The organism is Streptomyces humidus (assembly GCF_014649655.1).
Lineage (GTDB): Bacteria > Actinomycetota > Actinomycetes > Streptomycetales > Streptomycetaceae > Streptomyces > Streptomyces humidus.
The window spans coordinates 50,264-74,655 of record NZ_BMTL01000015.1; the positions used below are offsets into that span (position 1 = coordinate 50,264).

Annotated in this window: 20 protein-coding genes; 10 read left to right on the top strand and 10 right to left on the bottom strand. The window is 72.4% G+C overall.

The genetic code is table 11. The features are described from left to right. Window positions 1-116 precede the first annotated feature (116 nt). From IE239_RS18885 to IE239_RS18910, 6 genes are all read left to right on the top strand, one after another. Complete coding sequence (locus IE239_RS18885; protein WP_190150531.1) at window positions 117-1,448, top strand: ABC transporter substrate-binding protein; 1,332 nt, start codon at window positions 117-119, stop codon at window positions 1,446-1,448. Beyond that, window positions 1,445-2,371, top strand: a complete 927-nt coding sequence (locus tag IE239_RS18890; RefSeq protein ID WP_190150532.1) for a carbohydrate ABC transporter permease — start codon at window positions 1,445-1,447, stop codon at window positions 2,369-2,371. The genes IE239_RS18885 and IE239_RS18890 overlap by 4 nt, the downstream gene beginning before the upstream one ends. Next, window positions 2,368-3,273 (top strand): carbohydrate ABC transporter permease, encoded by a 906-nt coding sequence (locus IE239_RS18895; protein ID WP_190150533.1) that lies wholly within the window; start codon window positions 2,368-2,370, stop codon window positions 3,271-3,273. The genes IE239_RS18890 and IE239_RS18895 overlap by 4 nt, the downstream gene beginning before the upstream one ends. 2 nt (window positions 3,274-3,275) lie before the next feature. After that, window positions 3,276-4,304: a LacI family DNA-binding transcriptional regulator gene (locus IE239_RS18900; protein ID WP_373308116.1), complete on the top strand. Its 1,029-nt coding sequence runs from the start codon at window positions 3,276-3,278 to the stop codon at window positions 4,302-4,304. A gap of 242 nt (window positions 4,305-4,546) precedes the next feature. Further along, entirely contained in the window at window positions 4,547-4,897 is a 351-nt protein-coding gene (locus IE239_RS18905; protein ID WP_190150535.1) for a VOC family protein, read from the top strand. 74 nt (window positions 4,898-4,971) lie between these two features. After that, entirely contained in the window at window positions 4,972-5,364 is a 393-nt protein-coding gene (locus IE239_RS18910) for a MarR family winged helix-turn-helix transcriptional regulator (protein ID WP_190150536.1), read from the top strand. Window positions 5,365-5,535: 171 nt separating this feature from the next. On the opposite strand, the gene IE239_RS18915 is transcribed toward IE239_RS18910, so the two are convergent. Next, the gene (locus tag IE239_RS18915; RefSeq protein WP_190150537.1) at window positions 5,536-5,934 is read right to left on the bottom strand and encodes an SseB family protein; all 399 of its coding nucleotides are present in this window, start codon (window positions 5,932-5,934) and stop codon (window positions 5,536-5,538) included. A gap of 230 nt (window positions 5,935-6,164) precedes the next feature. After that, complete coding sequence (locus IE239_RS18920; RefSeq protein WP_190150538.1) at window positions 6,165-6,791, bottom strand: MerR family transcriptional regulator; 627 nt, start codon at window positions 6,789-6,791, stop codon at window positions 6,165-6,167. 120 nt (window positions 6,792-6,911) lie between these two features. Between IE239_RS18920 and IE239_RS18925 the strand changes: the two genes are divergently transcribed. Further along, entirely contained in the window at window positions 6,912-8,357 is a 1,446-nt protein-coding gene (locus IE239_RS18925) for an MFS transporter (protein ID WP_190150625.1), read from the top strand. Between the two features lie 197 nt (window positions 8,358-8,554). Continuing rightward, a complete protein-coding gene (locus tag IE239_RS18930) occupies window positions 8,555-10,009 on the top strand; it encodes a glyceraldehyde-3-phosphate dehydrogenase (RefSeq protein WP_190150539.1) in 1,455 nt (484 codons plus the stop codon). 76 nt (window positions 10,010-10,085) lie between these two features. Here IE239_RS18930 and gnd read toward each other — a convergent pair whose 3' ends face one another. From gnd to IE239_RS18945, 3 genes are all read right to left on the bottom strand, one after another. Then, window positions 10,086-11,525: an NADP-dependent phosphogluconate dehydrogenase gene (gene gnd / locus IE239_RS18935; RefSeq protein WP_190150540.1), complete on the bottom strand. Its 1,440-nt coding sequence runs from the start codon at window positions 11,523-11,525 to the stop codon at window positions 10,086-10,088. 198 nt (window positions 11,526-11,723) lie between these two features. After that, window positions 11,724-12,230: a MarR family winged helix-turn-helix transcriptional regulator gene (locus tag IE239_RS18940; RefSeq protein ID WP_190150541.1), complete on the bottom strand. Its 507-nt coding sequence runs from the start codon at window positions 12,228-12,230 to the stop codon at window positions 11,724-11,726. Between the two features lie 130 nt (window positions 12,231-12,360). Beyond that, window positions 12,361-14,013 (bottom strand): cellulase family glycosylhydrolase, encoded by a 1,653-nt coding sequence (locus tag IE239_RS18945; protein WP_229878182.1) that lies wholly within the window; start codon window positions 14,011-14,013, stop codon window positions 12,361-12,363. A 544-nt stretch (window positions 14,014-14,557) separates the two neighbouring features. On the opposite strand from IE239_RS18945, the gene IE239_RS18950 reads away from it, so the two are divergent. Then, a complete protein-coding gene (locus IE239_RS18950) occupies window positions 14,558-15,205 on the top strand; it encodes a YceI family protein (RefSeq protein ID WP_190150542.1) in 648 nt (215 codons plus the stop codon). Between the two features lie 535 nt (window positions 15,206-15,740). Beyond that, window positions 15,741-17,897, top strand: a complete 2,157-nt coding sequence (locus IE239_RS18955; protein ID WP_190150543.1) for an ATP-binding SpoIIE family protein phosphatase — start codon at window positions 15,741-15,743, stop codon at window positions 17,895-17,897. A gap of 289 nt (window positions 17,898-18,186) precedes the next feature. On the opposite strand, the gene IE239_RS18960 is transcribed toward IE239_RS18955, so the two are convergent. From IE239_RS18960 to IE239_RS18975, 5 genes are all read right to left on the bottom strand, one after another. Next, window positions 18,187-19,371, bottom strand: a complete 1,185-nt coding sequence (locus IE239_RS18960) for a beta-ketoacyl-[acyl-carrier-protein] synthase family protein (protein ID WP_190150544.1) — start codon at window positions 19,369-19,371, stop codon at window positions 18,187-18,189. Between the two features lie 671 nt (window positions 19,372-20,042). After that, window positions 20,043-20,174, bottom strand: a complete 132-nt coding sequence (locus IE239_RS42980; protein ID WP_268254518.1) for a hypothetical protein — start codon at window positions 20,172-20,174, stop codon at window positions 20,043-20,045. Window positions 20,175-20,413: 239 nt separating this feature from the next. Beyond that, window positions 20,414-21,190 (bottom strand): 2OG-Fe dioxygenase family protein, encoded by a 777-nt coding sequence (locus IE239_RS18965; RefSeq protein WP_190150545.1) that lies wholly within the window; start codon window positions 21,188-21,190, stop codon window positions 20,414-20,416. Between the two features lie 233 nt (window positions 21,191-21,423). Beyond that, a complete protein-coding gene (locus IE239_RS18970) occupies window positions 21,424-22,050 on the bottom strand; it encodes a class I SAM-dependent methyltransferase (RefSeq protein WP_190150546.1) in 627 nt (208 codons plus the stop codon). A 181-nt stretch (window positions 22,051-22,231) separates the two neighbouring features. Then, a complete protein-coding gene (locus tag IE239_RS18975; protein WP_190150547.1) occupies window positions 22,232-24,355 on the bottom strand; it encodes a SpoIIE family protein phosphatase in 2,124 nt (707 codons plus the stop codon). Between the last annotated feature and the right edge of the window lie 37 nt (window positions 24,356-24,392).

A 24,392-nucleotide genomic window follows, 5' to 3' on the forward strand; every position in this document is an offset into this window, starting at 1 on the left:
CTGTGAACGCTCACAGACAGCATGACGGGGCCCCGCGCGACGGTCGGGGCCCCGGTCGTGCCATTCGCATGGCAGGTTTCCGCATCGGGCGGAGACCCAGGTCAGGGGAGAGATCCATGCCCAACACGAAGCGTCGGCGGCTCCTTGTCCGAGGCGCGGCGTCCGCCCTCGCCATCACCCTCGGCGCCACCGCACTCGCCGCCTGCGGCTCGTCCGACGACGACGGCGGCACCGCGTCCGGCCCTGTCTCGCTCACCTACTGGACGTGGACGCCCGGCATGGACAAGGTCGTGGACCTGTGGAACAAGGGCCAGGGCAAGAAGGACCGGATCACCGTCACGGTGAAGAAGCAGGCGTCCGGCGACACCCTGATCACCAAGATCCTCACCGCGCACAAGGCCGGCAAGGCCCCGGACCTGGTGCAGGCCGAGTACCAGGCGCTGCCGACGCTGGTCAGCAATGACGCGCTGGCGGACATAGCGAAGAACGTCGGGGACGCGAGAGCCAAGTTCGCCGACGGCGTCTGGCAGCAGACGACGCTCGGCACGGACGCCGTCTACGCCGTGCCGCAGGACATCGGCCCGATGATGTTCTACTACCGCGCGGACCTCTTCAAGAAGTACGGCCTGACGGTCCCCGCCACCTGGGAGCAGTTCGCCGAGACCGCGCGCGCACTGAAGAAGAAGTCCCCCGGCACGGACCTGACCACGTTCTCCGCCAGCGACTCGGGCCTCTTCGCGGGCCTCGCCCAGCAGGCCGGCGCCAAGTGGTGGACCACCTCCGGGGACAAGTGGAAGGTCGCCATCGACGACGCGGCCACCAAGAAGGTCGCCGACTTCTGGGGCGGCCTCGTCAAGGAGGGCGCCGTCGACAACCAGCCCATGTACACCCCGGCCTGGAACAAGGCGCTCGACACCGGCAAGCAGATCGCCTGGGTCTCCGCCGTGTGGGCCCCCGGCACCCTGACCACCGCCGCGCCCGACACCAAGGGCAAGTGGGCCATGGCCCCGCTCCCCCAGTGGTCCGACGGCGAGAACGTCACCGGCAGCTGGGGCGGCTCCTCCACCGCGGTGACGACGGACTCGAAGCACAAGGAGGCCGCCGCGAAGTTCGCCGCCTGGCTGAACACCGACGGCGACGCCCTGAACGCGCTGGCCAAGGAGGGCGGCATCTACCCCGCCTCCACCTCCGCCCAGCTCAGCGGCGCCTTCACCACCCCGCCGGACTTTTTCTCGAACCAGGCGGACTTCTACGCCCTGGCCGCCAAGATCGCCAGGACGACGGCGCCCTCGGCCTGGGGCCCGAACGTGAACGTGGCCTACACGACCTTCAACGACGCCTTCGGCGCCGCCGCCAAGGACAGGTCGGACTTCTCCGCCGCCCTGGCGAAGATGCAGTCGGCCACCGTCGCCGACATGAAGAAGCAGGGCTTCGAGGTCTCCGAGTGACCACCGCACACCGCCGGAAGTCGTACGGGGTCAAGGGAGCCCCGTACGGCTTCCTCCTCCCGGCGACGATCCTCTTCGCCCTGTTCTTCGCGCTGCCCATCGGGTACGCGGTCTGGCTCAGCCTCCACAAGGTGCGCGTCGTCGGGCTCGGCCTGGGCTCGGGCGCCCGCAGCGAGGTCTGGGCCGGCGTCGAGAACTACACCGACGCCTTCACCGACAGCGAGCTGCTCGACGGCGCGCTGCGCGTCCTCGGCTACGGCTGCATCGTCGTCCCGGTGATGCTCGGCCTGGCACTGCTGTTCGCGCTGATGCTCGACTCCGACCGGGTGCGGCTCGCCCCGTTCACCCGGCTCGCGATCTTCCTGCCGTACGCCATCCCGGGCGTCGTGGCCGCGCTGCTGTGGGGCTTCCTCTACCTGCCGGACGTCAGCCCCTTCTACTACGTCCTCCAGAAGCTGGGCATGCCGCAGCCCGACCTGCTGGACGGCGGCCCGCTGTACCTCGCCCTGTCGAACATCGCGATCTGGGGCGGCACCGGCTTCAACATGATCGTCATCTACACCGCGCTGCAGGCCGTCCCGGCCGAGGTGTACGAGGCGGCGAAGCTGGACGGCGCCACCCCGCTGCAGATCGCGCTGAGGATCAAGATCCCGATGGTGGCGCCCTCGCTGGTGCTGACCTTCTTCTTCTCGATCATCGCCACGCTCCAGGTGTTCAGTGAACCGACCACCCTCAAGCCCCTCACCAACTCCGTGTCCACGACCTGGAGTCCGCTGATGAAGGTGTACCGGGACGCGTTCGGCACCGGGGACGTCCACCAGGCGGCCGCCGAGGCCGTGATCATCGCCCTCGCCACGCTGGTGCTGTCCTTCGGCTTCCTGCGGGGCGCGAACCGTCGCAACAAGCAGGAGGCAGCGCGATGAGTTCTCTTGCCGTCCACCAGGTCCCGTCGGCGGCCGGCGCCACGGGCGCGGCCCGCGGCCGTCCGCCGCTGCGCCGCCGGATCGCGCTGGTCCCCACCCTCACCCTGCTGCTGGGGGCGCTCTACTGCCTGCTCCCGGTGGCCTGGGTGGTGATCGCGTCCACCAAGTCCGGGCGCGAACTGTTCACCACGTTCACGTTCCTGCCGGGCACGGGCTTCGCCGACAACCTCAGGGACCTCGACGCCTACCGCGACGGCGTCTACTGGCAGTGGATGGGCAACTCCGCCCTCTACGCCGGTCTGGGCGCGCTGCTGTCGACGTGCGTGTCGGCGTTCAGCGGATACGCGCTGGCGACGTACCGCTTCCGAGGCCGCGAGACGATGTTCAACATCCTGCTGGCGGGCGTGCTGATGCCGCCGATCATCCTCGCCGTTCCGCAGTACCTGCTGATGGCGAAGGCGGGCCTCACCGACTCGTACTGGGCCGTGCTGCTGCCGCAGGTCCTCTCCCCCTACGGGGTCTACCTCGCGCGCATCTACGCCGCGGCGGCCGTCCCGGACGACGTGGTGGAGGCCGGGCGGATGGACGGGGCGAGCGAGTGGCGGATCTTCACCCGGATCGCCCTGCCGATGATGGTCCCGGGGCTGGTCACGGTGTTCCTGTTCCAGTTCGTGGCCGTGTGGAACAACTTCCTGCTGCCGTACATCATGCTGAGCGACGACGAGAAGTTCCCGATCACCCTCGGCCTGTTCACCCTCCTCGAACAGGGCGCCAACACCCCGGCGCTGTACACGCTGGTGATCACCGGCGCGTTCCTCGCGGTGATCCCGCTCGTGGCGCTCTTCCTGGTCGTCCAGCGGTTCTGGAGCCTGGATCTGCTCTCCGGAGCCGTAAAGTCGTGACCATGAACCATGGGGCCGGGGGCCGGCGCAGACCGCCGACCATCCACGACGTGGCGCGGGAGGCGGGCGTCTCGCGCGGCACCGTCTCGCGCGTGCTCAACGGCGGGCACTACGTCAGTCCGACCGCGGCCGAGGCGGTCAACGCCGCCATCCGCAGAACGGGTTACGTCGTGAACCGGCACGCCCGCTCACTGATCACCGGCCGTTCCGACTCCGTGGGCTTCCTGCTGACGGAGCCGCAGGAGCGGTTCTTCGAGGACCCCAACTTCAACGTGCTGCTGCGCGGCTGCACCCAGGCGCTGGCCGCGCACGACGTCCCCCTGCTGCTGATGCTGGCCGGGACCGAGGACGAGCGGCGGCGCATCACGCGGTACATCACCGCCGGGCACGTCGACGGGGTGCTGCTGGTCTCCAGTCACTCCGGCGACCCGATCGCGACGGAGCTGCGCGAGGCGGGCGTGCCGCTGGTCGCGTGCGGCAAGCCGATCGGGATCGGGTCCAAGGTGAGCTACGTGGCCGCCGACGACCGCGACGGCGCCCGGGACATGGTGCGCCATCTGCTCGCGCAGGGCCGTCGGCGCGTCGGCGTGGTCACCGGGCCGCTGGACACCCCCGGCGGTGTGGAGCGGCTGGCCGGCTACCGGGAGGTGCTCGCCGAGGCGGGCGTCGCGTACGACGAGCGGATCGTGGTCTCCGGCGACTACAGCCGGGCCAGCGGCGAGGCGGGCGCGGAGCGGCTGCTGGCGCAGGCGCCGGACCTCGACGCGGTGTTCGTGGCGTCCGACCTGATGGCGCAGGGCGTGCTCACGGCGCTGCACCGGGCGGGCCGGCGGGTGCCGGAGGACGTCGCGGTGGGCGGTTTCGACGACTCCCCCGCGGCGACCGCGGCCAGCCCGTCCCTCACCACCATCCGCCAGCCCTGGGACCGCATCAGCAGCGAGATGGTCCGGGTGCTGCTCGCCCAGATCGGGGGCGAGGATCCTGCCGCGGTGATCCTGCCGACGGAGCTGGTCAAGCGCGAGTCGACCTGAGGGGCGCCGCCGCCCGCCCGGGCCCCCGAGCGGCGGCGCCCGCCTCGCGCCCCTCGGGTCCGCCGCGGCACGCGCCCACGTGGCGGCCCCGTGCGAAGCGACGGGGCCGGCGAGGTGGGTTCCTGCGTCGGTTCGGCCCAACCGGTCAGGATCGGAGAAGCCGTCCGGCCCTTCCCCGGCCTAGCGTGAGACGTGCGAGCACACGGACGTGTTCGTACGCACCGCACACCGAGGAGAACGCCATGGCAGCCGGCCTGCAGACCGTCATCTACCCCGTCAAGGACCTCGACCGGGCCAAGGCCCTGTTCAGCGCGCTGCTGGAGGTCGAGCCGTACGCCGACGAGCCCTATTACGTCGGCTTCAAGGCCGCAGGCCAGGACGTCGGTCTCGACCCCAGCGGGCACGCCAAGGGCATGACCGGGCCCGTTCCCTACTGGCACGTCACGGATCTGCGCGAGCGGCTCGCGGCGCTGCTGGCGGCGGGCGCGGAGCTGCTGGAGGACGCCCATGACGTCGGCGGCGGCAGGCTGATCGCCTCCGTGAAGGACGCCGACGGCAACCTGGTGGGGCTGCTCCAGGATCCTGCCGCCTGAGCACGGTCCGCCGTCCGCCCGCACCACACTGGTTGCACCTTCAACGAATTGCCGGTCGGTGTTACCGTGCGGGTATGGCAGCGAAGACGGCCGGGGCGGGCCTCGAGGAGCGGTGGCGGGACATCCTGTCGGTGCACGCGCGCACGATGTGCCAGATCGATCGGGCGCTCCATCCGCACGGCCTCGGCGCGAGCGACTTCGAGGTCCTCGACGTCCTCGCCTCCGAGGCGCCCCGGGAAGGCGACCGGTGCCGGGTGCAGAACCTCGTCGGACGGGTGCATCTCAGCCAGAGCGCGCTGTCCCGGCTCATCGGCCGCCTGGAGAAGGAAGGCCTGGTGGAGCGGTCAGTCTGCAGAGAGGACCGACGCGGGGTGTACGTCGCCCTGACCGGCAAGGGCCGTGACCTGCACGCCGAAGTGCTGCCGCTGCAGCGGCAGGTGCTGGAACGGACGCTGAGCGGGTCCTGATCCCGGCGACCGTCGGCCCCTGGCCCGCTGCGGCCAGGGGCCGCCGCCGGTTTCCGGCCGCCCCGGCGTCGCGGGCCGTCGAGAGGCGCGTCCCGCCGGAGCGCGGGGCGCTGCCCGCTCCGGGCGGGACCGCGTGCCGGAGGCGCGCGGTCCCCCGTCTCCCGCCGTGCCTCAGCGGACGAGCAGGGTACGCACCCCTTCCGAGGTCAGCGTCAGCGGGTGGTCGCCGGCCGCGTCGATGGAGAGGGAGAGCTCTCCGCTCGGCCACTGCGCGGCGAGCGCGGCGAGCGGCACCAGACGGTAGCGGTCGATCTCCGGCAGCAGGTCGGCCATCTCCGGCTCGGACGTGAACACCGGCACCACGGGCGCGCCCCCGGGCTGTTCCAGGACGGGCAGGGCGACCGTGGTCGGGTCGGTGACGTCCTCGTCGGTGGCGTCCTCCGGCACCGGGACGAGCACGTCGCAGTGCGCGAGCGTGTCCAGTGCGACGGTGTTCTCGGTGTCCTGGGCCAGCGCGTCCAGCGCGAGCGCGGCGGGATTGTTCGAGCGGTCGTGCGCGGGTGTCTCCATGGAAGCTCCCTGGTAGCGACGGTCCGCCTCGCGTACCCGACCCTGCGCGGCTCAATCCCCCGGCCGGGCGGGAGCGCCTCGTCGTCCGCCTCCCGCGACGGCCGGACCGCGGCCCGGAGCGGGCGCCGGGCACCGGGCGCCGCTCCATGACATGTGCCTCTCAGCCGCACCGGCGGCTCGTGCCTCGGCTCCGGGCGCCAGGGTCCCCTGGACGTTCCGGAGCCGGGTGGTCACGGCAGGTGACGGCGGGCCGACTCGTTCTCCTGGGCCATCCGCCTGAGCGCCATCAGCGCGGGCTCGAGGAGGACGGTCAGCAAAAGGGCACGCTCGGCAGCCTCCAACGGGTCGTCGAGTCCGTCGAGTTGGTCGAGATCGAGGACGGCGGTGCGCTCGGCGAGCCGTGCGTACGGCAGGAGGGTGTGCAGATCGAGCGGGAGGCCGAGGGCGCGCAGGGAGCCGAGGGTCTCGGCGAGGACGGCGCGCGCGGGCGCCGCGTCGTGCACGCACCACTCCAACTCCTGGACGAGTGCGGCGACTTCGGCCGACTCGGCCGATTCGGCGGCGCCCTCGGCGGGCTTCCCGCCCACCTGGACGGAGCCCAGGGCCACCCCGAGCAGAAGGTGGGTGTCGTCCGCGTGTTCCGTGAGGGCGTCGAGCACTTCCCGAGTGGCGCCGACCGACAGACCGCGCACGCCGGTGAGCGCACGGATCAGCCGAAGCCGGTGCAGGTGCTGGTCGTCGTACTCGGCCTGGGTCGCGGCCGTCTGACGGCCCGGCGGGAGGAGTCCCTCACGGAGGTAGTACTTGATCGTCGTCACGGAGACGCCGCTACGGCGGCTCAGTTCGGAGATGCGCATGCGATCGGCTCCGGTTCGCTGTTCGGCCTTGCCCCGACTATTGGATACCTCTACTCTCCAATATAGAGAGCAGAGGTATCCAATGTTCCCATGTGCGTCACCGGAGAGAAGGCATCCGTCATGACCCTGTCCGAGAAGAGCCCGGTCCTCGACGAGGCCGCCGCCCCGCCGCCCGCGCGCCGTCGCATACCTCTGTGGCTCGCGATCGTCGCCGCGAGCGTGCCGATGTTCATGGTCGCGCTCGACAACCTCGTCGTCTCGACGGCCCTGCGCACCCTGGCCGTCGACCTGCGGGCGGACACACAGGAACTCCAGTGGTTCGTCAACGCGTACGTGCTCAGCTTCGCCTGTCTGCTCATGACCGGCGCCGCGCTCGGCGACCGGTTCGGGCGGCGGCGGGTCTTCGTGGCCGGCATCGCGGTGTTCACCCTGGCCTCCGTCGGCTGCGGCCTGGCCGACACCAGCGCCCAGCTGATCGCCTTCCGCACGGTCCAGGGGTTCGGCGCGGCGGCCGTCATGCCCCTGTCGCTGACGCTGCTCTCCCAGGCCGTCCCGGACCGGCTGCGCGGCATGGCGCTGGGCGTGTGGTCCGGGATCAGCGGTCTGGCCGTGGCGATGGGCCCGGTGGTCGGTGGCGCGGTCGTCGACGGCCTGGACTGGCGGTGGATCTTCTGGATCAACGTGCCGGTGTGCGTGATCGCGATCCCGCTGGTGCTGTTCGCCCTGCGGGAGAGCTCGCTGCCCGGCGTCCGGCTCGATCTCGTGGGCATGGTGCTCGCCGCGGCCGGCCTGTGCGCGGCGGTGTGGGCGATCGTGCACGGCGAGCCGGACGGCTGGACGTCGGCGAAGGTGCTGGGCGCGTTCGCGGCGGGCGTGGCGCTGCTGGCCGCGTTCGTCGCCTGGGAGGCGCGGACTCCGGCGCCGATGCTGCCGCTGTCGTTCTACCGGGCGCGGTCCTTCACCCTCACCAACGTCGTCTCGGCGACCATGTACTTCGGCGTCTTCGGCTCCTTGTTCCTGCTGGCCCAGTACCTCCAGATCGTGCCCGCGCGCACCCCGCTGGAGGCCGGCGTGCGCACCCTGGCCTGGACGCTGATGCCGATGTTCGTCGCCCCCGTCGCCGGACTGCTGACGGACAGGGTGGGCGGCGGCCGGCTGATGGCCCTGGGCCTGCTCCTCCAGGGAGTCGGCCTGGGCTGGATCAACCTGGTCTCCGGCGTCGACACGGAGTACTCCTCACTGGTCGCACCGATGATCGTGGCCGGCGCCGGCATGGGCCTCGTGTTCGCCCCGACGGCGGCGGTCGTGCTCGGCTCGGTCCCCCGGCACCACGCGGGCAAGGCGTCCGGCGCCAACACGACCGTCCGTGAGATCGGCGGCGCCCTCGGCATCGCCGTGCTGAGCACGGTGTTCGTGGCCCACGGCAGCACACGGGACCCGCAGCAGTTCGTGGACGGGCTGCATCCCGCGGTGTGGATCGGCGTCGCGGTGGTGTTCGCCGGAGCCCTGTGCGCCCTCGGCATCCCTCGCCGCAACAGCCTTCCGGCCGGTCCTGACACCCTCTGACCGACCGGCCCGGCGGGCGCTTCCGCAGCCCTCGCCCCGACCCCCGCCCAGGCCGTCCACCTGGGCGCCCTCCCCCCGGCGTCTCCGCTCGCACGCCCCCTCCGCACGCCCCCGCACACCTGAGCGGGGGCCCGCTTGAATGATCAGAAATCCCTAGGGTTAGCATATGAGCGCCACCTAGCTCGAAAGATAGGCCCGTGACGCTCAACGACGATTCGTTCACTGACTGGAAGAACCGCGAGGAGATCGCGGAGTCGATGATCCCGATGATCGGGAAGCTGCACCGCGAACGGGACGTGACCGTCCTGCTGCACAGCCGCTCCCTGGTGAACAAGTCGGTGGTCAGCATCCTCAAGACCCACCGCTTCGCCCGGCAGATCGCGGGCGAGGAGCTCTCGGTCACCGAGACGCTGCCGTTCCTGGAGGCCCTCACCACCCTCGACCTCGGTCCGGCCCAGATCGACATCGGCATTCTCGCCGAGAGCCACCGGGCCGACGACCGCGGACTGTCGGTGCTGGACTTCACCGCCGAGGCCGTCGCCGGCGCCACGGGCGCGAACAAGATCGACCGGCGCGAGCCGCGCGACGTCGTGCTGTACGGCTTCGGCCGCATCGGCCGGCTCGTCGCCCGGCTGCTGATCGAGAAGTCCGGCTCCGGCAACGGTCTGCGGCTGCGCGCCATCGTGGTGCGCGGCGGCGGGACCCGGGCCGCCGACGATCTCGTCAAGCGGGCGTCCCTGCTGCGCCGTGACTCCGTGCACGGCCAGTTCCAGGGCACGATCACGGTCGACGAGGCCACCAGCCGCATCATCGCCAACGGCAACGAGATCACGGTCATCTACGCCGACGACCCGTCCGAGGTCGACTACACGGCATACGGCATCGACAACGCCATCCTGATCGACAACACCGGCAAGTGGCGGGACCGCGAGGGCCTCTCCCAGCACCTGCGGCCCGGCATCGACAAGGTGGTGCTGACCGCGCCCGGCAAGGGCGACGTCCCCAACATCGTGCACGGCGTCAACCACGACACGATCAAGCCGGACGAACAGATCCTGTCCTGCGCCTCCTGCACCACCAACGCGATCGTCCCGCCGCTGAAGGCGATGAACGACGAGTACGGGGTGGAGCGCGGCCATGTGGAGACCGTCCACTCGTTCACCAACGACCAGAACCTGCTGGACAACTACCACAAGGCCGACCGGCGGGGGCGTTCGGCACCGCTGAACATGGTCATCACCGAGACCGGCGCCGCTTCCGCGGTCGCCAAGGCGCTTCCCGACCTCAAGGCGCCGATCACCGGGAGTTCGATCCGCGTCCCGGTGCCGGACGTCTCGATCGCGATCCTCAGCCTGCGGCTCGGCCGTGAGACGGACCGCGAGGAGGTCCTCGAGTACCTGCGCGGGGTCTCGCTGACCTCGCCGCTGCGGCGCCAGATCGACTTCACCACGGCGCCGGACGCGGTCTCCATGGACTTCATCGGCTCGCGCCACGCCTCGATCATCGACGCCGGCGCCACCAAGGTCGACGGCGACAACGCGATCCTCTACCTCTGGTACGACAACGAGTTCGGCTACTCCTGCCAGGTCGTCCGCGTCGTCCAGCACGTCTCGGGCGTGGAGTACCCGACGTACCCGGCGACGAGCCTCTGACCGGGGCACTCGACGGCGCCGAACGGCGGGGGCGGGACACTCGTCGAGTGTCCCGCCCCCGCCGTTCGCGGATCCGTCAGGCGGAGGTCTCCGGGCGGCCGGGCTCGGCCCAGTGGGTGTGGAACGCGCCGGGACGGTCGGTGCGGCCGTAGGTGTGCGCGCCGAAGTAGTCACGCTGGCCCTGCAGCAGGGCGGCGGGAAGCCGCCCCGCGCGCAGCGTGTCGTAGTGGGCGAGCGCGGCCGAGAAGGCCGGCACCGGGATGCCGCGGCGGGCGGCGGAGGCCACGGTCTCGCGCCAGGGCACCTGCGCGTCGGTGATCTCCATGGCGAACTCCATCTCCCCGAGCAGGCTGACCAGCTCCGGGTCGGCCGCGTACGCGGCGCGGATGCGGTCGAGGAACGAGGCCCGGATGATGCAGCCGCCACGCCAGATCCGGGCGACCGCGCCCAGGTCGATCTTCCAGCCGAACTCTCCGGCCGCGTCCTGGATCATCTTCCAGCCCTGGTCGTAGGCGATGACCTTCGAGGCGTACAGGGCGTGCTCGACCTGCGAGGTGAACCGCGAGGCCTCGGTGCGGCTGAGCGGGGGCGTGGTGCCGCCGGGGAGCCCTGCGTAGGCGGCGCGCAGTTCGCGCTGGCCGGAGGCGGCCCGGGCGAACGTGGCCTGGGCGATGGCGGTGACCGGAGAGCCGAGGTCCAGGGCGGTCTGCACGGTCCAGCGGCCGGTGCCCTTCTGGCCGGCGGCGTCGACGACGATATCGACGAAGGCACTCCCGGTGTCCGCGTCGGTGTGGGCGAGCACCTCGGCGGTGATCTCGATCAGGTAGGAGCCGAGGCGGCCCTCGTTCCAGGTCCGGAAGATGTCGGCGATCTCGGCCGGGGTGTAGCCGGCGACCTGGCGCAGCAGGTCGTAGGCCTCGGCGATGAGCTGCATGTCGGCGTACTCGATGCCGTTGTGCACCATCTTGACGAAGTGCCCGGCGCCGTCGGTGCCGATGTGGGTGGCGCAGGGCTCGCCGTCCACCTTCGCGCTGATGGACTCGAACATCGGGCCGAGGACGTCGTACGACTCGGAGGAGCCGCCGACCATGACGGCCGGCCCGTTCAGCGCGCCCTCCTCGCCGCCGGAGACGCCGGCGCCGACGAAGTGCAGCCCGCGCTCGCGCAGGGCCTCCTCGCGGCGGCGGGTGTCGGCGTAGTGGGCGTTCCCGCCGTCGATGATCATGTCGCCGGGCTCCAGGAGCGGGGCGAACTCCTCGATGACCGCGTCGGTGACCTCGCCCGCCTGCACCATGATCATGAGCCGTCGGGGACGCTCGAGCGCCGCCACGAAGTCGGCCGCCGATTCGGCGGGGACGAAGGCGCCCTCGTGGCCGAACTCCTCGACCAGCGCGCGGGTGCGACCGGCGCTGCGGTTGTGGACGGCGACGGTGTAGCCGTTGCGGGCGAAGTTGCGCGCGAGGTTGCGGCCCATCACGCCGAGGCCGGTGACGCCGATGGCGGCGGTTGCGTTCACGAGGTACGTCCCTTGGATCGGTGGCGCGGTCGGAGGGGCGGGCGGCCCCCGGTACCCCCAGGTACGGACCGTCGGCCCGTTCTTCTCGATTCCCCGCCGATTCCTTGACCCGGCCGCCCGCGTTCCGCCCGGTCTGCCCCGCCCCGCGAGGGACCGCCGCTCACCGCCGCGACCGGACCGCCGCGCTCCCCGTCCCCGCTACCTGCGGCGCCAGGGCAGCGCCGCGGGGTCGGCCTCGACGCTCTCGGCACGGTGCAGGGCCTGGCTGATCGCCTCGCCGATGTCCGCGAACTGACGCACCTGTTCGGGAGTGAGGACGTCGAACACCGCCCGGCGCACGGCCTCGACGTGTCCGGGGGCCACCTCCTCCAGCAGCGCCCTGCCCTCCTCGGTGAGGAAGGCGAGCTGACCGCGGCCGTCGGCGGGATCCTCCCTGCGGTCGACGAGACCGACCTCGCGCAGCCGGCTCACCGCGTGGGTGAGCCGGCTGCGCGTGATCTTCAGGCGCTGGGCGAGGTCCGACATGCCGAGGGCTCCGTCGGGCGCCATGGAGAGGTAGGCCAGCAGGCTGTAGTCGGCGTGCGTCATCCCGGCGTCGCGCCGCAGCTGGCGGTTGAGGTGGTCGGCGAGCAGCGTGGAGAACTCGACGTAGGCCAGCCAGGCTCGGCGTTCGTCGGCGTTGAGCCAGCGGGGCGTCGTGGACATGGGCACACAGTACGGGGTGCCCGAGGGGGGCCGGAGTCCGCGAACCCGGTGGTCGGGCGGGACCGATGACCGGCGGAGGCGGCGAGCACCTCACGCCGGTCGGCGGCCCGGCAGCCCGGCCCTCCGGCCGTCACGTCGTCCGGCACGCACCGCCGTTCAGCGTGAACGCGGTCGGTGCGGTGTTGGTCGCGCCCTTGCTGCCGATGAAGCCGACGGTGACCGAGCCGCCCGCGGGGACGGTGGAGTTGTAGGCGGCGGGGGTCACGTTCACCGAGCCGCCGCTCTGGGCGGCGGTTCCGCCCCACATGGTGGTGACGCTCTGGCCGTCCGCGAAGGCGAAGGCGAGTCGCCAGCCGCTGACGGGGGTGGAGCCGGTGTTGCGCAGGGTGATCTCCCCCTGGAAGCCGCCCTGCCACTCCCCCACCACGCGGTAGCCGACGGAGCAGGCCACGGCGGGTGCGTCGGCGGTGGTGACGTTCACGGCGCTCGAGCGGGCGGAGCGGTTGCCGGCGGCGTCACGGGCGTAGACGGCGAAGGTGTACGCCGTGTGAGCCGTCAGGCCGGTCACGGTGGCGGTGGGGGCGGTCGACGCGGCGACGCCGGTCTCCGTGGTCCCGTCGATCCGCACGACGTCGTAGCCGGCGACGCCGACGTCGTCGGTGGCGGCTGTCCAGGTGAGGGTGGCCGAGGTCGCGGTCACCGCGGAGGCGGTCGGGGCGCCGGGGGCGGTGGGCGCCTGGGTGTCGCCCGGGGTCCCCCCGCCGAAGACCGTGGCCTCCTTCGCGGTCTGCGCGATCCCGTTGACGCCGTTGAAGATGCGCTTGCCCCAGGAACTGAGCCGGGCGGGATCGAAGTCGAGCGTCAGGTCGAGGATCGGGTCGGTGTTGCCGCTCCACGACCAGGCCAGGTAGCCGAGCTTGAGCTGCTGGGCGGCGGCCATCATGGTGTCCTCGTCGGGGTCGCCGTACTGGTCGGCGGGACCGCCGAACTCCCCGATCACGAGAGGCAGTCCGGCGTCGACGAAGCTGTTCAGGTAGTCGGTGACCTCCGCCGCCGTGTCGAAGACGCTGTACATGTGGATCGAGAAGATCAGGTTGCCGGTGGCGTCGGCGTCGTACACGGACCGGGCGTTGGCCTTCATCACGCCCTGCCAGTCCTGTCCCCAGTTGGGGGCGTCCACCATGATCGTGTGCCGGAATCCGGCGGCGCGCAGCTTCTTGACCGCGGCGATCGTGGGCGCCGTCCAGCCCGCCGGGTCGGTGTTGCCCCACGGCTCGTTGCCGATGTTGACGACGATGTAGTCCTCCTGGCCGGCCAGCACGTCCTTGAGGCCGATCCAGTAGTCGGCCGCCTGGTCGAGCGTGCCGGCCGCGCTGTCCTCGCCGTAGCCGGTGGTGTCGTGTACCTCCAGGACGCAGATGAGCCGGTTGGCCTTGCACTGGGCGACGACGTTCGCGACGTCGGAGGAGCTGTTCGCGCTCCAGCGGTGGCCGTCGGCGAGGACGACGCGCACGGCGTTGGCGCCCATGGCCTTGATGTCGGCGAGCGACTGCGCCGTCCGGCCCGGATACCAGGTGTGGGCGTGGTTGACGCCGCGCATGACGAAGTCGTTCCCGTTGCCCTCGACCAGGCGGCCGTCGCGAATGTGCAGACCGGCTGCGAGAGTCCCGGGCGAGCGGACCTGCTCCTGGGCGTGTGCGACGGCCGGGCACAGCGCGCCGACGAGGACCAGGCCGAGGAGGGCCGCCAGTCTGGTCAGCAGCGCGCCCAAGGGGTTGCGCACGGGGTGCGTTCGCGCGGTGCTCGTGGTCGTGCTTCTTGTCGTTCTCACTGCGACTCCAGAAGTGAGGCCGAGAGACTCAGGCGGAAGAAGGAGGGAGACCTATGTGGGAGCGCTCCCATAAAGCCATCGTGCCGCGTACACGTCAAGACATCGCGCACAGTTCCCGTCGCCGTGCGCGGCAGGCGGGGGCGACCTCGACGGGCGGCCCCTGACGGGACGGGGCCCCTCATGGGAACGGGGCCGGAATTGCCGCTCGGCGCCGGGGCGCCGAAACGGCCGGAATTCGCCGCACCGTCGCGGACGGAACTCACGTCTCGAACGGCTGCGGGAGTCGCCGCTGGAGTTGATTCCAAGGGCTTTCGCAAGTCATGCCATGGGGCTCTCCGTGAACTCTCCCCTTGACCTTTCGGTGACGGGAATGTGTGGATGTTGTACCCACCGAACGCGCGGTGCCTGCGTATAGGCCTTTCGGTACGGATTCGATCCGTCGCCGCCGACCGGGGCCGCTTGCGACGATTTCCGCGGTGCAGTAACCAGGTGAACCATGAACCTGTTCACCCGCGGCGCGTCCACCCGACGTCCGGCGCCCCCCGCCGCTCCGCAACCCGCCGTCGGCCCGCCCGGCCTGCGGCCGGATCCCGCTCTGGCGGCGCTGTCCGGAGATTGGATGATCGACCCCGCGCACAGCCGCATCGGCTTCTCCGTTCGCCATGCCTTGGTCACGACGGTGCGCGGCGCTTTCACCGAGTACCGCAGCCGCCTCTGGTTCGACGGGCGCGACCCGTCCCGCTCACGGGCCGAGATCCTGCTGTCCACGGCCAGCGTCGACACCGGCGTGGAGCAGCGCGACGCCCACCTCGTCGGCCGGGATTTCCTGGACGCGGCGAGATATCCGCATATGCGTTTCACGAGTACCGCCGTAGAACTCGTCGACTCGGACGTCTACCGCATGACCGGCGATCTCACCATCAAGAACGCCACTCGTCCCGTGGTTCTCGAACTCACCTACATAGGGCATGTCACCGATCCGTTCGGATATGAACGCGCCGGTTTCGACGGCACGACCACGATCGACCGTTCGGAATGGGGCCTCACCTACAATGCCCGGCTGGCCGAGGGCGGCGCGATGGTCAGCGAGAAGGTGCGTCTGCAATTCGACATCGCGGCCATTCGCACCCCCGACACCGACTGACGGCAGCCCCGGCGGCACCCCGGTGGAGCTCTGTCGGCGGCGTCGGGGGCGTACCCGCGGGCGGACGGTTCCTCGCCCTGCTGAACCGCGGCCGGCAAGCGGCCGAGGTCGGACTGCCGATGCCGGACGCAGGATGACCGAAGGTCGGACTGCGGACGCCGACCGCCGGATCGACACGAGGGACGGCGTCCACGGCGTCCACGGCGTTCGGGGGCAGGACCCAGGGGAGGCGGCGGGGCAGCTAGGCGGAGCCTCCGGTCAGCGCCTGTGCGCCACGGCCCGGTCAGCCGCTCCGCCGCACGCCGGTGAGCAGCGCGGTCGTCGCGCCGTCGGCGGCGACCTCGGTCGCACCGCGCGGACGACGGCCACGCCCTCACCCCCCTCCCTGGTCCAGGGGGCCTGTGCGATCCGCTGGTGTGGGCGGTGCGCCCCCCGGTGTTATTCAATGAGGTGTGCGGTCGGGGATCTCGGGGCCCTGTCGCACGGATCCGAGTAACGACCCCGGTGCCGTGCCGGGGATTGCCGAGAGAGCCGCATGGACTCCACGCCCTCCTCCTCGTCGCCGTTCGACCTGGTCAGCAGCGCCTTGGGGCGCTACGTCCCGGGCGGCGGATCAGCTGCGGCCGCTGATCCCGACGATGCGCGGGAGGACCGTGCGTCGGACCCGCCCGTTTCCGAGGGCCCGCCGGCCGACCGTCAGGAGCAGATCCTCGGTGTGGTCAACCTGGACGGCGATCTGAGGATCACCCGCAGCAATCTGGACGCCGCCGTCTTCGCGGGTCTCGACGCCGTTCCCGGCAGCCCTTTCGCCGACCTCCTGCCCCCCGGGGACGTACCGACGGTCACCCGGCGGCTGCGGCAGGTCCTGGAGATCGGCGAGGCGCACGTCGCCCGGATCCAGCGCCTGCGGCGCGGCGACGGGTCGGAGCTGGTGGTCTCGATGAGCATCCTGCCCGCCGCGGCGCCCCAGGAGGGCCTGACGGTCTCCTTGATCGCCATGGCCAGGAGACTGCATCTGTACGCGGCCGAGACCGCGATCGGCACCTCGCTGGACATCGGCGAGACCGCTCAGTCGCTGGCGGAGTCCCTGCTCGCCTGGGGGGACGTGGCCGCCGTCGACCTCGACTTCGCCGTGTGGACGGGCGAGGGAGTCACCGAGCGGGCGCAGGGGCGCATCCGGCTGCGGCGGGCGGCCCTGGTCCCGGACCGGGCCTGGCCCGAGGGCTACGTCACTCCGGGCGGCGACCTTCCGGGCGACGCGAGCCGCCTGCTCGCGCAGGCGGTACGACGGAACGACGCTCCGCAGGCCATCGTCATACCGGACCGGAAGTCGGTCGAGCGGCTGCTCGGCAGCCCGCGGGTGATCCGGGCCCTGGTGCCCGGCGACCGGTCGGCGAGCGTGGCCTGCATACCCCTGGTCCTGGACGGCGAGCCGCCCGTCGTGCTGGGCGTGGCGGAGGTCTGGCGCAGGGCGAACCGCCCCTTCCACGACAGCGACCTGTTCGATCTGCAGGAGCTGGTGGCCAGGACCGCCCATCACGTCGACCTGGCGCGTCAGCACCAGCGCGAGCACACCCAGGTGCTGGCGTTGCAGCGCCGGCTGCTGCCCCGGACCGGCGGCAACACCGTCGACATCGCCAGCGTGTACCAGCCCGCCACCCCCGACAGCGCGGGCGTCGGCGGCGACTGGGTGAACAGCTTCCCGCTGGCGGACGGCCGTACTGCGCTGGTGGTCGGCGACGTCGTCGGGCACGGCCTGGGGGCCGCGGCGACCATGGGCCAGCTGAGCATGGAGGCACGCGCGCTGCTGTCCGCGGGGCTGGCCCCCGACGAGGTGCTGGAGCACCTGGACGAGACCATCACCCTGCTGGACGACGCGGAGTCCGGGCTGGCCGCCGGTTACAGCGCCCTCGGCTCCACCTGCTGCATCGCCCTCTACGACCCGGTCAGCCACCAGATGACGCTCTCCAGCGCCGGCCATCTGCCCCCGGTCCTCGTTCTTCCGAACGGCGAGGCGGGCCCGCTCGCGCTGCGCCCTCATCCCGGTCTGGGCACCGAGTTCGCGCTGCGCGAGCCGTTCGACGTGCACACGTTCGAAACGCCGCCGGGCTCCGTGCTCGCCCTCTACACCGACGGTCTGGTGGAGGATCCGGCTCTGTCGATCGACGAGGGCATCGGCAAGCTGGCGGAGGTCGTGTCCACGGTGCACCCCTGGGACGCCCTGGAGCAGGCCGCACGGCACGTCGTCTCCACGCTGGTGCCCGCGCGGCAGCGCGACGACGTCACGCTGCTGCTCGCGCGCATGATCGGCTATCGCAAGGGCGACACCGCGACCTGGCGGCTGCCCGCCCGCGAGGACGCGCCGGCCCGCGCCCGCGCGCACGTCTCCGCGCTGCTGCGGCAATGGCACACCAGGGACGTGTCCCGCGACGACGTGACGCTGCTGATCAGCGAGCTGGTCACCAACGCGGTGCGCTTCGCCACCGGCCCCATCACGGTGCGGCTGATCAGGGCGGGTCACGGCCTGCTGTGCGAGGTGGGCGACACCGGCAACGGCAGGCCGCGTCTGAGCGCGGGCGGCCTCCTCGACGACGGCGGGCGCGGCCTGCACATCGTGCACAGGCTCACCACCCGCTGGGGTGTGCGGTGGACGGACACCGGCAAGGTCGTGTGGGCGGAAGTCGCGGGGTGACGCGTCCACGGGCGGCGCGCGCCCCGCGCACCCGGGCGCGTCGTGAGCCGGGGCGGCGTGCGCGTCGGCCGGCGCCGCCGACGGCACGAAGGGCGCCGCTCGACGGAACGGGCGGCGCCGTCGACGCTGCCGGGCGCCGCCCGGCACCGCCCGGCACCGCCCGGTGACATGAGCGGTGGCGGGATCGTCATCGGCCATGGGCCGACCCGCTCGCCGGGCCCGACCGGTCCGAGCGGAGATGCGGACGTGCCCTCTCGCCGCCACGCCGCCAGGGTGGCGTGGGCTCGCGCTACAGCCACTCCCCGGCCAGGGCGGTGGCGGTGAGGCCCGGCGCCGCCGCGTACAGGACGGCGTGATCGCCCGGTTTCTGACCGGCGTCATGCGCCCGCCTCAGGATGTCGAACACGGCCGCGCCTCCGCGGTTGCCGCTCGTGTAGCTGTCGCGGCTGTACCGGAGCAGCCCCGAGGGCCAGGTGTCGGGCATCGTCTGCTCCATGTACTCCAGCACCCGGGTGCCGCCGGGGTGGGCGAGCAGCACGTCGGGATGCCAGGAGTCGGGGTCGTCCTGGTACCGGACGCGCAGCCACTCCCACATCGCGGTGACCGTCTCCTGTACGGCCCGCGGCCCGCGCCGGTCCATCACGAAGTGGGTGCCGTCCGCCCGCGTGTCCAGGCGGTGCAGGTCCTGCGTGCCGGGCAGGGTGTGGTGCCAGGCTGCGTCCAGCCGCAGCACCGACTCGCGCCTCGGCCGGCCGGTGACCACCGCGGCGACCGCGGTGTCCGCGAACAGCAGCCGGACGATCAGGGACTCGAGGGTGTCGTCCGCGGGCTGGTAGGTCGTGCTCAGCGCCTCCGCGATCACGACCAGGACCACCCGGTCGGGGTCCGCGGCCACGAGATCCGCCGCGAGGGCCAGGGAGCGGGTCCCCGCGACGCAGGCCCACTGTGTGGCCGGCAGCAGCAGCACGTCGTTGCGGAGCCCGAGCCTGTTGGTGAGGGAGAGGTCCAGACCCGGCAGGGCCGGGGTGGTGGAGTGACTGGTGATCAGACAGTCGACGTCCGCGGCGTCCAGGCCGGCGATCTGCAGGGCGCCGCGCGCCGCGCGCTCCCCGTAGGACTGCACGGCTTCCCAGGCCGGGGCGGTGCGCTCCTGGACGGTCTGCGGCGCGGGTATCGCCTCGAGGGCGGCGATCACGCGGTCCACGTCCTGCTGCGCGAACCCGTCGCGGGCCAGGGCCTCTTGGGCGGGTCCGGCGCCGACAGCCCGCAGGGCGCCGCCGTCGCCGGGCGCGACGGCGGTCTCCAGCGGCAGCATCCATCCACGGGTCTCGATGCCCGTGCCTGCCGCGATGCCGTCGATCCGCGGCGCCCACGCCGCATGCGGGTGCCGGTCGCGCACCTCCGCCACGATCTGGCTGGTATCGACGGCGTGCTCACCGTGTATCACGGCGGGAGGACAGAGGTAAGCGGCCATGTTGGGCACCTTTCGAGGGTACGAGGAGGAACGTCACGAGGACTGCGCCACGGGCCTCTTGGGGACTTCGCGCCCGTCCCGACGGGCTCCGCGTCGGGAGCCGCTGCCGTGTCGCCTGTCGAGCATGGACGCCAAAAGGACATTTCCGCTGTGACTTAGACAACTTGGGCGACTCTGAGCGGGGTGATACGGCACACACCGCCGCAGCGCAGTCCCGCAGAGCGGTTCCGTGAGGTCGCCCCTGACGGGTCGCCAGCCCTGCACCCCGTCAGGCGGCACGCCGTCAGGGCGGCACGCCGTCAGGGCGGGCGCCTCGTCGAGGGCACGTCGTCGGGCGCGCCAGGCCGGGCAGTCGTCGGGACATCGAGATGATCGAGGTGCGGCCTCCGGCCCGGCGGGCCGGTCGGCCGGGCCGGGCGCGCGACGGGCGGGCGGCGCGGGGGCCTGCTGATCGCCGGTGGACCGGATGCGGGTCACCGGCAGGCGCGCGAAGGCCGTGCGCAGGCCGACAGGACCCCGGACCCGCCGCTCTCCGGGGTCAGGCCCGGGCTCAGGCCGAGGAGGGCGGCCGTCCGTTCGGGGCGGGCGCGGTGACGGCCGAGCGGTCCGGCTCCCGCGCTCCCGAGCCAGTTCTCCGTTCCGGGGCCGACGCGATACGGCGCCGCTTCCGATCAGGCGCGGCGGGAGAGCTGTCCGCGCACCGGGGCGGGGCGGGGGCCGGTGTGCGGGCGGCCCGCCACGACGACGGTCGGCGCGGTCTCTCGCTTCTGGTCGCGCTGACCGTCGTCCGGCACATCCGGCATGTCCGGCTCATCCGGCGTCGTGGGTGGCCGTTCGATCCGATGGAGCCGCGGCCCGGGCCCGGGAACGGTCGCCGCCGGAACTCCCCGGGCCCTGAGGCCGGCGCCGCAGAGCGCCGCGTCGTCCGCGGACGGGGCCCGGCACAGCCCAAAGGCCCCCGCAGGGGCCTCTGGTGAGTCTCCGGTGGCCGATCGGCCGGGTGGCGATCGCCTGCCGCGTGTCCCCGGCCCGGACAGCACGCTCAGCACGGCGCGAGAGTGGTGACCAGTACATCCCGGTGGGCGGGCAGGCGGGCGTCCAGCGGGCGGACCGGTGAGACCTCGTGCAACGTCGTACGGTCGTCGCCGAGAAGAAGGGTGCCAAGACGGCTGAGAGTGGTGGTCAGCAGTTCGGCGCCGTCCAGGGCGTACACCGTGCTCTCACCCCCGACGGCGTTCACGCGGTCGACGAGCAAGGAGGTGACCAGAGTGACTCCGTCGCGGTGCCGGCCCTCGGGCGTGGGCTGCCCCTCGGCTCCGGCCTCGGCCACGACCCTGAAGGGATGCACCTTGACGGTCCACTCGTCCGCGCCGTCCAGGCATGCGGCGACCTGGCCGAGCATGCGCAGCAGCGAGGTGAGAAGAGGCTCACGCAGGAAGGCCTCGGTCAGGGGTTCGAAGTAGCGGTTCACCTCCACGTACAGCGGATTGCTCTCCTCCGGCTGGACGAAGGCGAGATGCGGCCGCGCCCGGACCTCCCCCGCGCGCGACAGGGAGAAGTGTCCGTAGCGCCGCAGCCGTCGTGTGCCCGTCTCGGCCGCGTAGGGGTCCGGGGCCAAGTCCTCCCAGTGTGCGGCGAACCGTGCCCACCCCTGCTCGTCCGTGCCCAGACACGTCGAGACGGAGGCCGGTGTCATGACATGGCGGCCCGCCGAGACCAGGGCCCGGCGGGCTTCCTCGAGCGGGTGGCGGGCATCGTCCGTGTTCGCCCGGCCGATCCCGCCGTCCCGGCTCACCGCACTGTCGCGACCTCCGTCCATGAGTCCATGCTGGGACGCGGCACGGCACTCCGCATCCGCTGTGTCCCCGGCGGCATCACCAGCGCCGAGCCACCAGGTGGTACGGCCTTCGATGAGGGTGTCTCCGCAGGTCAGCGATGTTGGAAGCAGGTAACACGGGCCACGGCCGCCGGCCGTCACGCGCGCCGCCACACCGCCGCACCGCCACGCCGAAGGCCACGGGAAGCCACTCTCGAGGCGGTGCGCCGCAGGGGTCAGGCGGTGGGGCGGACGTGCACGCTGACGGCATAGCCGCCGCCCGGACGCCACGGGTCGCCGGACCAGGTGGCGTAGCGCTGCCGCAACGTCAGTCCGGCCTCGGCGCACCATTGGTCGAACTCCCTCAGCGTCACCGTGGGTTCCGGCAGCGGGAGGTGTTCGGCGTCCAGTCCCATGCCGGTGACCAGCAGTCCGCCGGGGCGCAGCACGGCGGCGAGTTGCCGCACGACAGCCGGTTCGGTCCCGGGGGCCAGCAGGGGGACGACGTTCCCGGCGGCGAGGGCCAGGTCGAACCCGGGTTCCAGGCCGAGGCCGTCCAGGTGGGCCAGGTCGCCGTGCAGCCATTCCTGCGTGGGGGCGTCGCGGCGGGCGACGGCGAGCATGGAGCGGTCGACGTCCACGCCCGTGCAGCGGTGGCCCAGCTCGGCGAGTCGGATCGCCACGCGGCCGGTGCCACAGCCCGCGTCGAGGATCCGGGCGGCAGGGCTCAGCAGAGCGTCGCAGAAGGCGGCCTCGCCGTGGACGTCGTGGCCCGACTCGGCGAGCCGCGCGAACCGCCGGGCGTACGCCTCTCCGTTCTGTCCGCCGGTCAGTTCGGCCCAGCGGTCGCGTCGGCTGTTCATGGTCGGGGTGCCTTCCGGTGGTCGGGACGAGGACGGCGCCTCGCGCTCACGTCATTCTCCCTCGCCTCGGCCGGCGCGGTGAGCGGCGTCACGCGGGCGGGACCGGATCCCGGACGACGCCGATCCGCGTCCCGGATCCGCCGCGGGCGCATGACGGCATCGGACGTCGGCGGCGGCCGCGCTAAAGGGAGCGGACGAGCAGCAGCGCGATGTCGTCGCTGTGCGACGCCGGGGGCCCGGAGTCCTCGACCAGGTGGTCGGCGAGGTCCTCCAGGCTCGTGGCGTCGGCTCGGGCCAGTGCGCCGGCGAGGCGGTGGATGGCGTCGTCGAGGTCGACCCCGGGCGCTTCGACGAGCCCGTCGGTGTACAGCGCGAGCAGGGCGCCGCGGGGCAGGGAGATCTCGGTGGTGGGGTATTCGGCTGTGGGGTCGATGCCCAGCAGGAGCCCGGGTGTGAGGGGGAGGACCTCGGTGCGGCCGTCCGGATGGCGCAGGAGGGGCGGCGGATGGCCCGCGGTGGCCAGGCGGGCCCGGTGGCGGGCCGTGTCGAGGGCGATGTAGGTGCAGCTGGTGAACAGGCCGGGGTCGAGGTCGGTGAGCAGGCGGTTGGTGCGGGCGAGGACTTCGCCGGGTGGCGCGCCGGCGGTGGCGTGCACGGCGGTGCGGACCTGTCCCATGAGGGTGGCGGCCTGCACGTTGTGGCCCTGTACGTCGCCGATGGCTGCGGCGGCGGTGTTCTCGTCGAGGCGGATGAAGTCGTAGAAGTCGCCGCCGATGCCCGTGCCCCGGCCGGCGGGGAGGTAGCGGGCCGCGACCTCCAGGCCCGGGACGCGGGGCAGGGCGTGGGGCAGCAGCCCGGCCTGGAGGTCGCGGGCGAGGTGGTGCTCGGCGTCGTAGAGATGGGCGCGGTCCAGGGCCTGGGCGATCAGGCCGGCCAGCGCGGTCAGGACGGCGCGTTCCTGCGGGGGGAACGAGTGGGGCCGGTCGTAGGCGAGCACCATGGAACCCACGGGGCGGCCGGTGGTGATCAGCGGAAGGAACGCCCAGGAGGCCATGCCGTCCTGGTGGACGGCCGGAGGGTGGGCCCGTTTCAGCTCCGCGAAATCGACGAAGAAGCACGGCCTGCCGGTGGTCAGCACATGGACGGCCGGAGTGTCGGAGGTCAAGGGGAAGGCGTCGAAGCGCGCCATGAGGTCGGCGCTGTAGCCGCGGTGGCCGATGATCCGCAGCCGTCCCTCCTGCACGGTCATCAGGGCGAGGGCGTGGGCGCCGAACGCGGCCAGTACCTGGTCGGCGACCCGGTCGACCACGTCCGACACGCCGACGGCCTCCGTGAGGGCGACGGCCAGGTGCGTGAGGGCGTACAGGGCGGTGGACCGGCCCCGTTCGGCGGGCGGCGCCGGGCGGACCAGCAGCGGAGGAGCCGACATGTGAGACGCCTCGGCGGGGACGACGCGCACGCTGATGCCGGTGGCGTCCGGGTACAGGTGGAAGGACAGCCAGTGACCCGAGGGACGCCGACCGGTGAAGGACGTGGGCCGGCGGCTGAGCGCGGCGGACCGGTAGCGGTCCTCGGCGACGGGCGTGTCCAGCCACGGGAGCGCCTCCCAGGGCGTTGCTCCCAGCAGCTCCGAGACGCCGGCGCCGAGGAGTTCGGCCGCGGCGGTGGTGACGAACGTGATCCGGCCGTCCACGTCCAGCCCGCAGCAGCCGCCGGGGAGTCGCTCGGCGAAGCCGACCGCGGCCTGTGCCTCGTCGTCTCCGGCGGTACGGACCGGCCGTGGGGGCAGGATCCGCGGCACCGTCCCGGGCGGCACCCGGCGATCGTTCTCGGGGGCCTGCCGCAAGATCGCGCCCAGGCGGTCGCAGGCGTCCCGGATCGCACTTCGCTCCTGTGGGCTCAGGGTCGGCGGATGCGAGGCGGGCCAGTGCAGCACGAGGCCGCCCCATACGGACGGTCCCGCCGTGATCGGGGCGGCGGCCAGGGCGAACGGGTGGGGCAGGACCAGCGCCAGTTCGGGGTAGGCGCGCGCCCGTTCCTCTTCGCTGCCCAGCCAGACCAGCCGGCGCTCCCGTACGGCGTCGGCCATCGGAGTCGACTTCTTCAGGGCCACCCTCGCCCAGGGGACGGCGATCCGCCAGGACATCCCGCTCAGCAGGGCCAGGTGCAGCACCGGTTCGTCCGGCGACAGCAGGTAGACCGCGACGACGCTGGCGCCGCTCTCGGCGGCGAGGTCGAGCACGATCCGCTCCATCGTCTGCGGGCCGGGGCCCGCGGCGGAGCCGGCGGACGGGACGTCGGGCATCTTTCTACCCTCCTCCGCAGACGCCGGACCGTGCTCG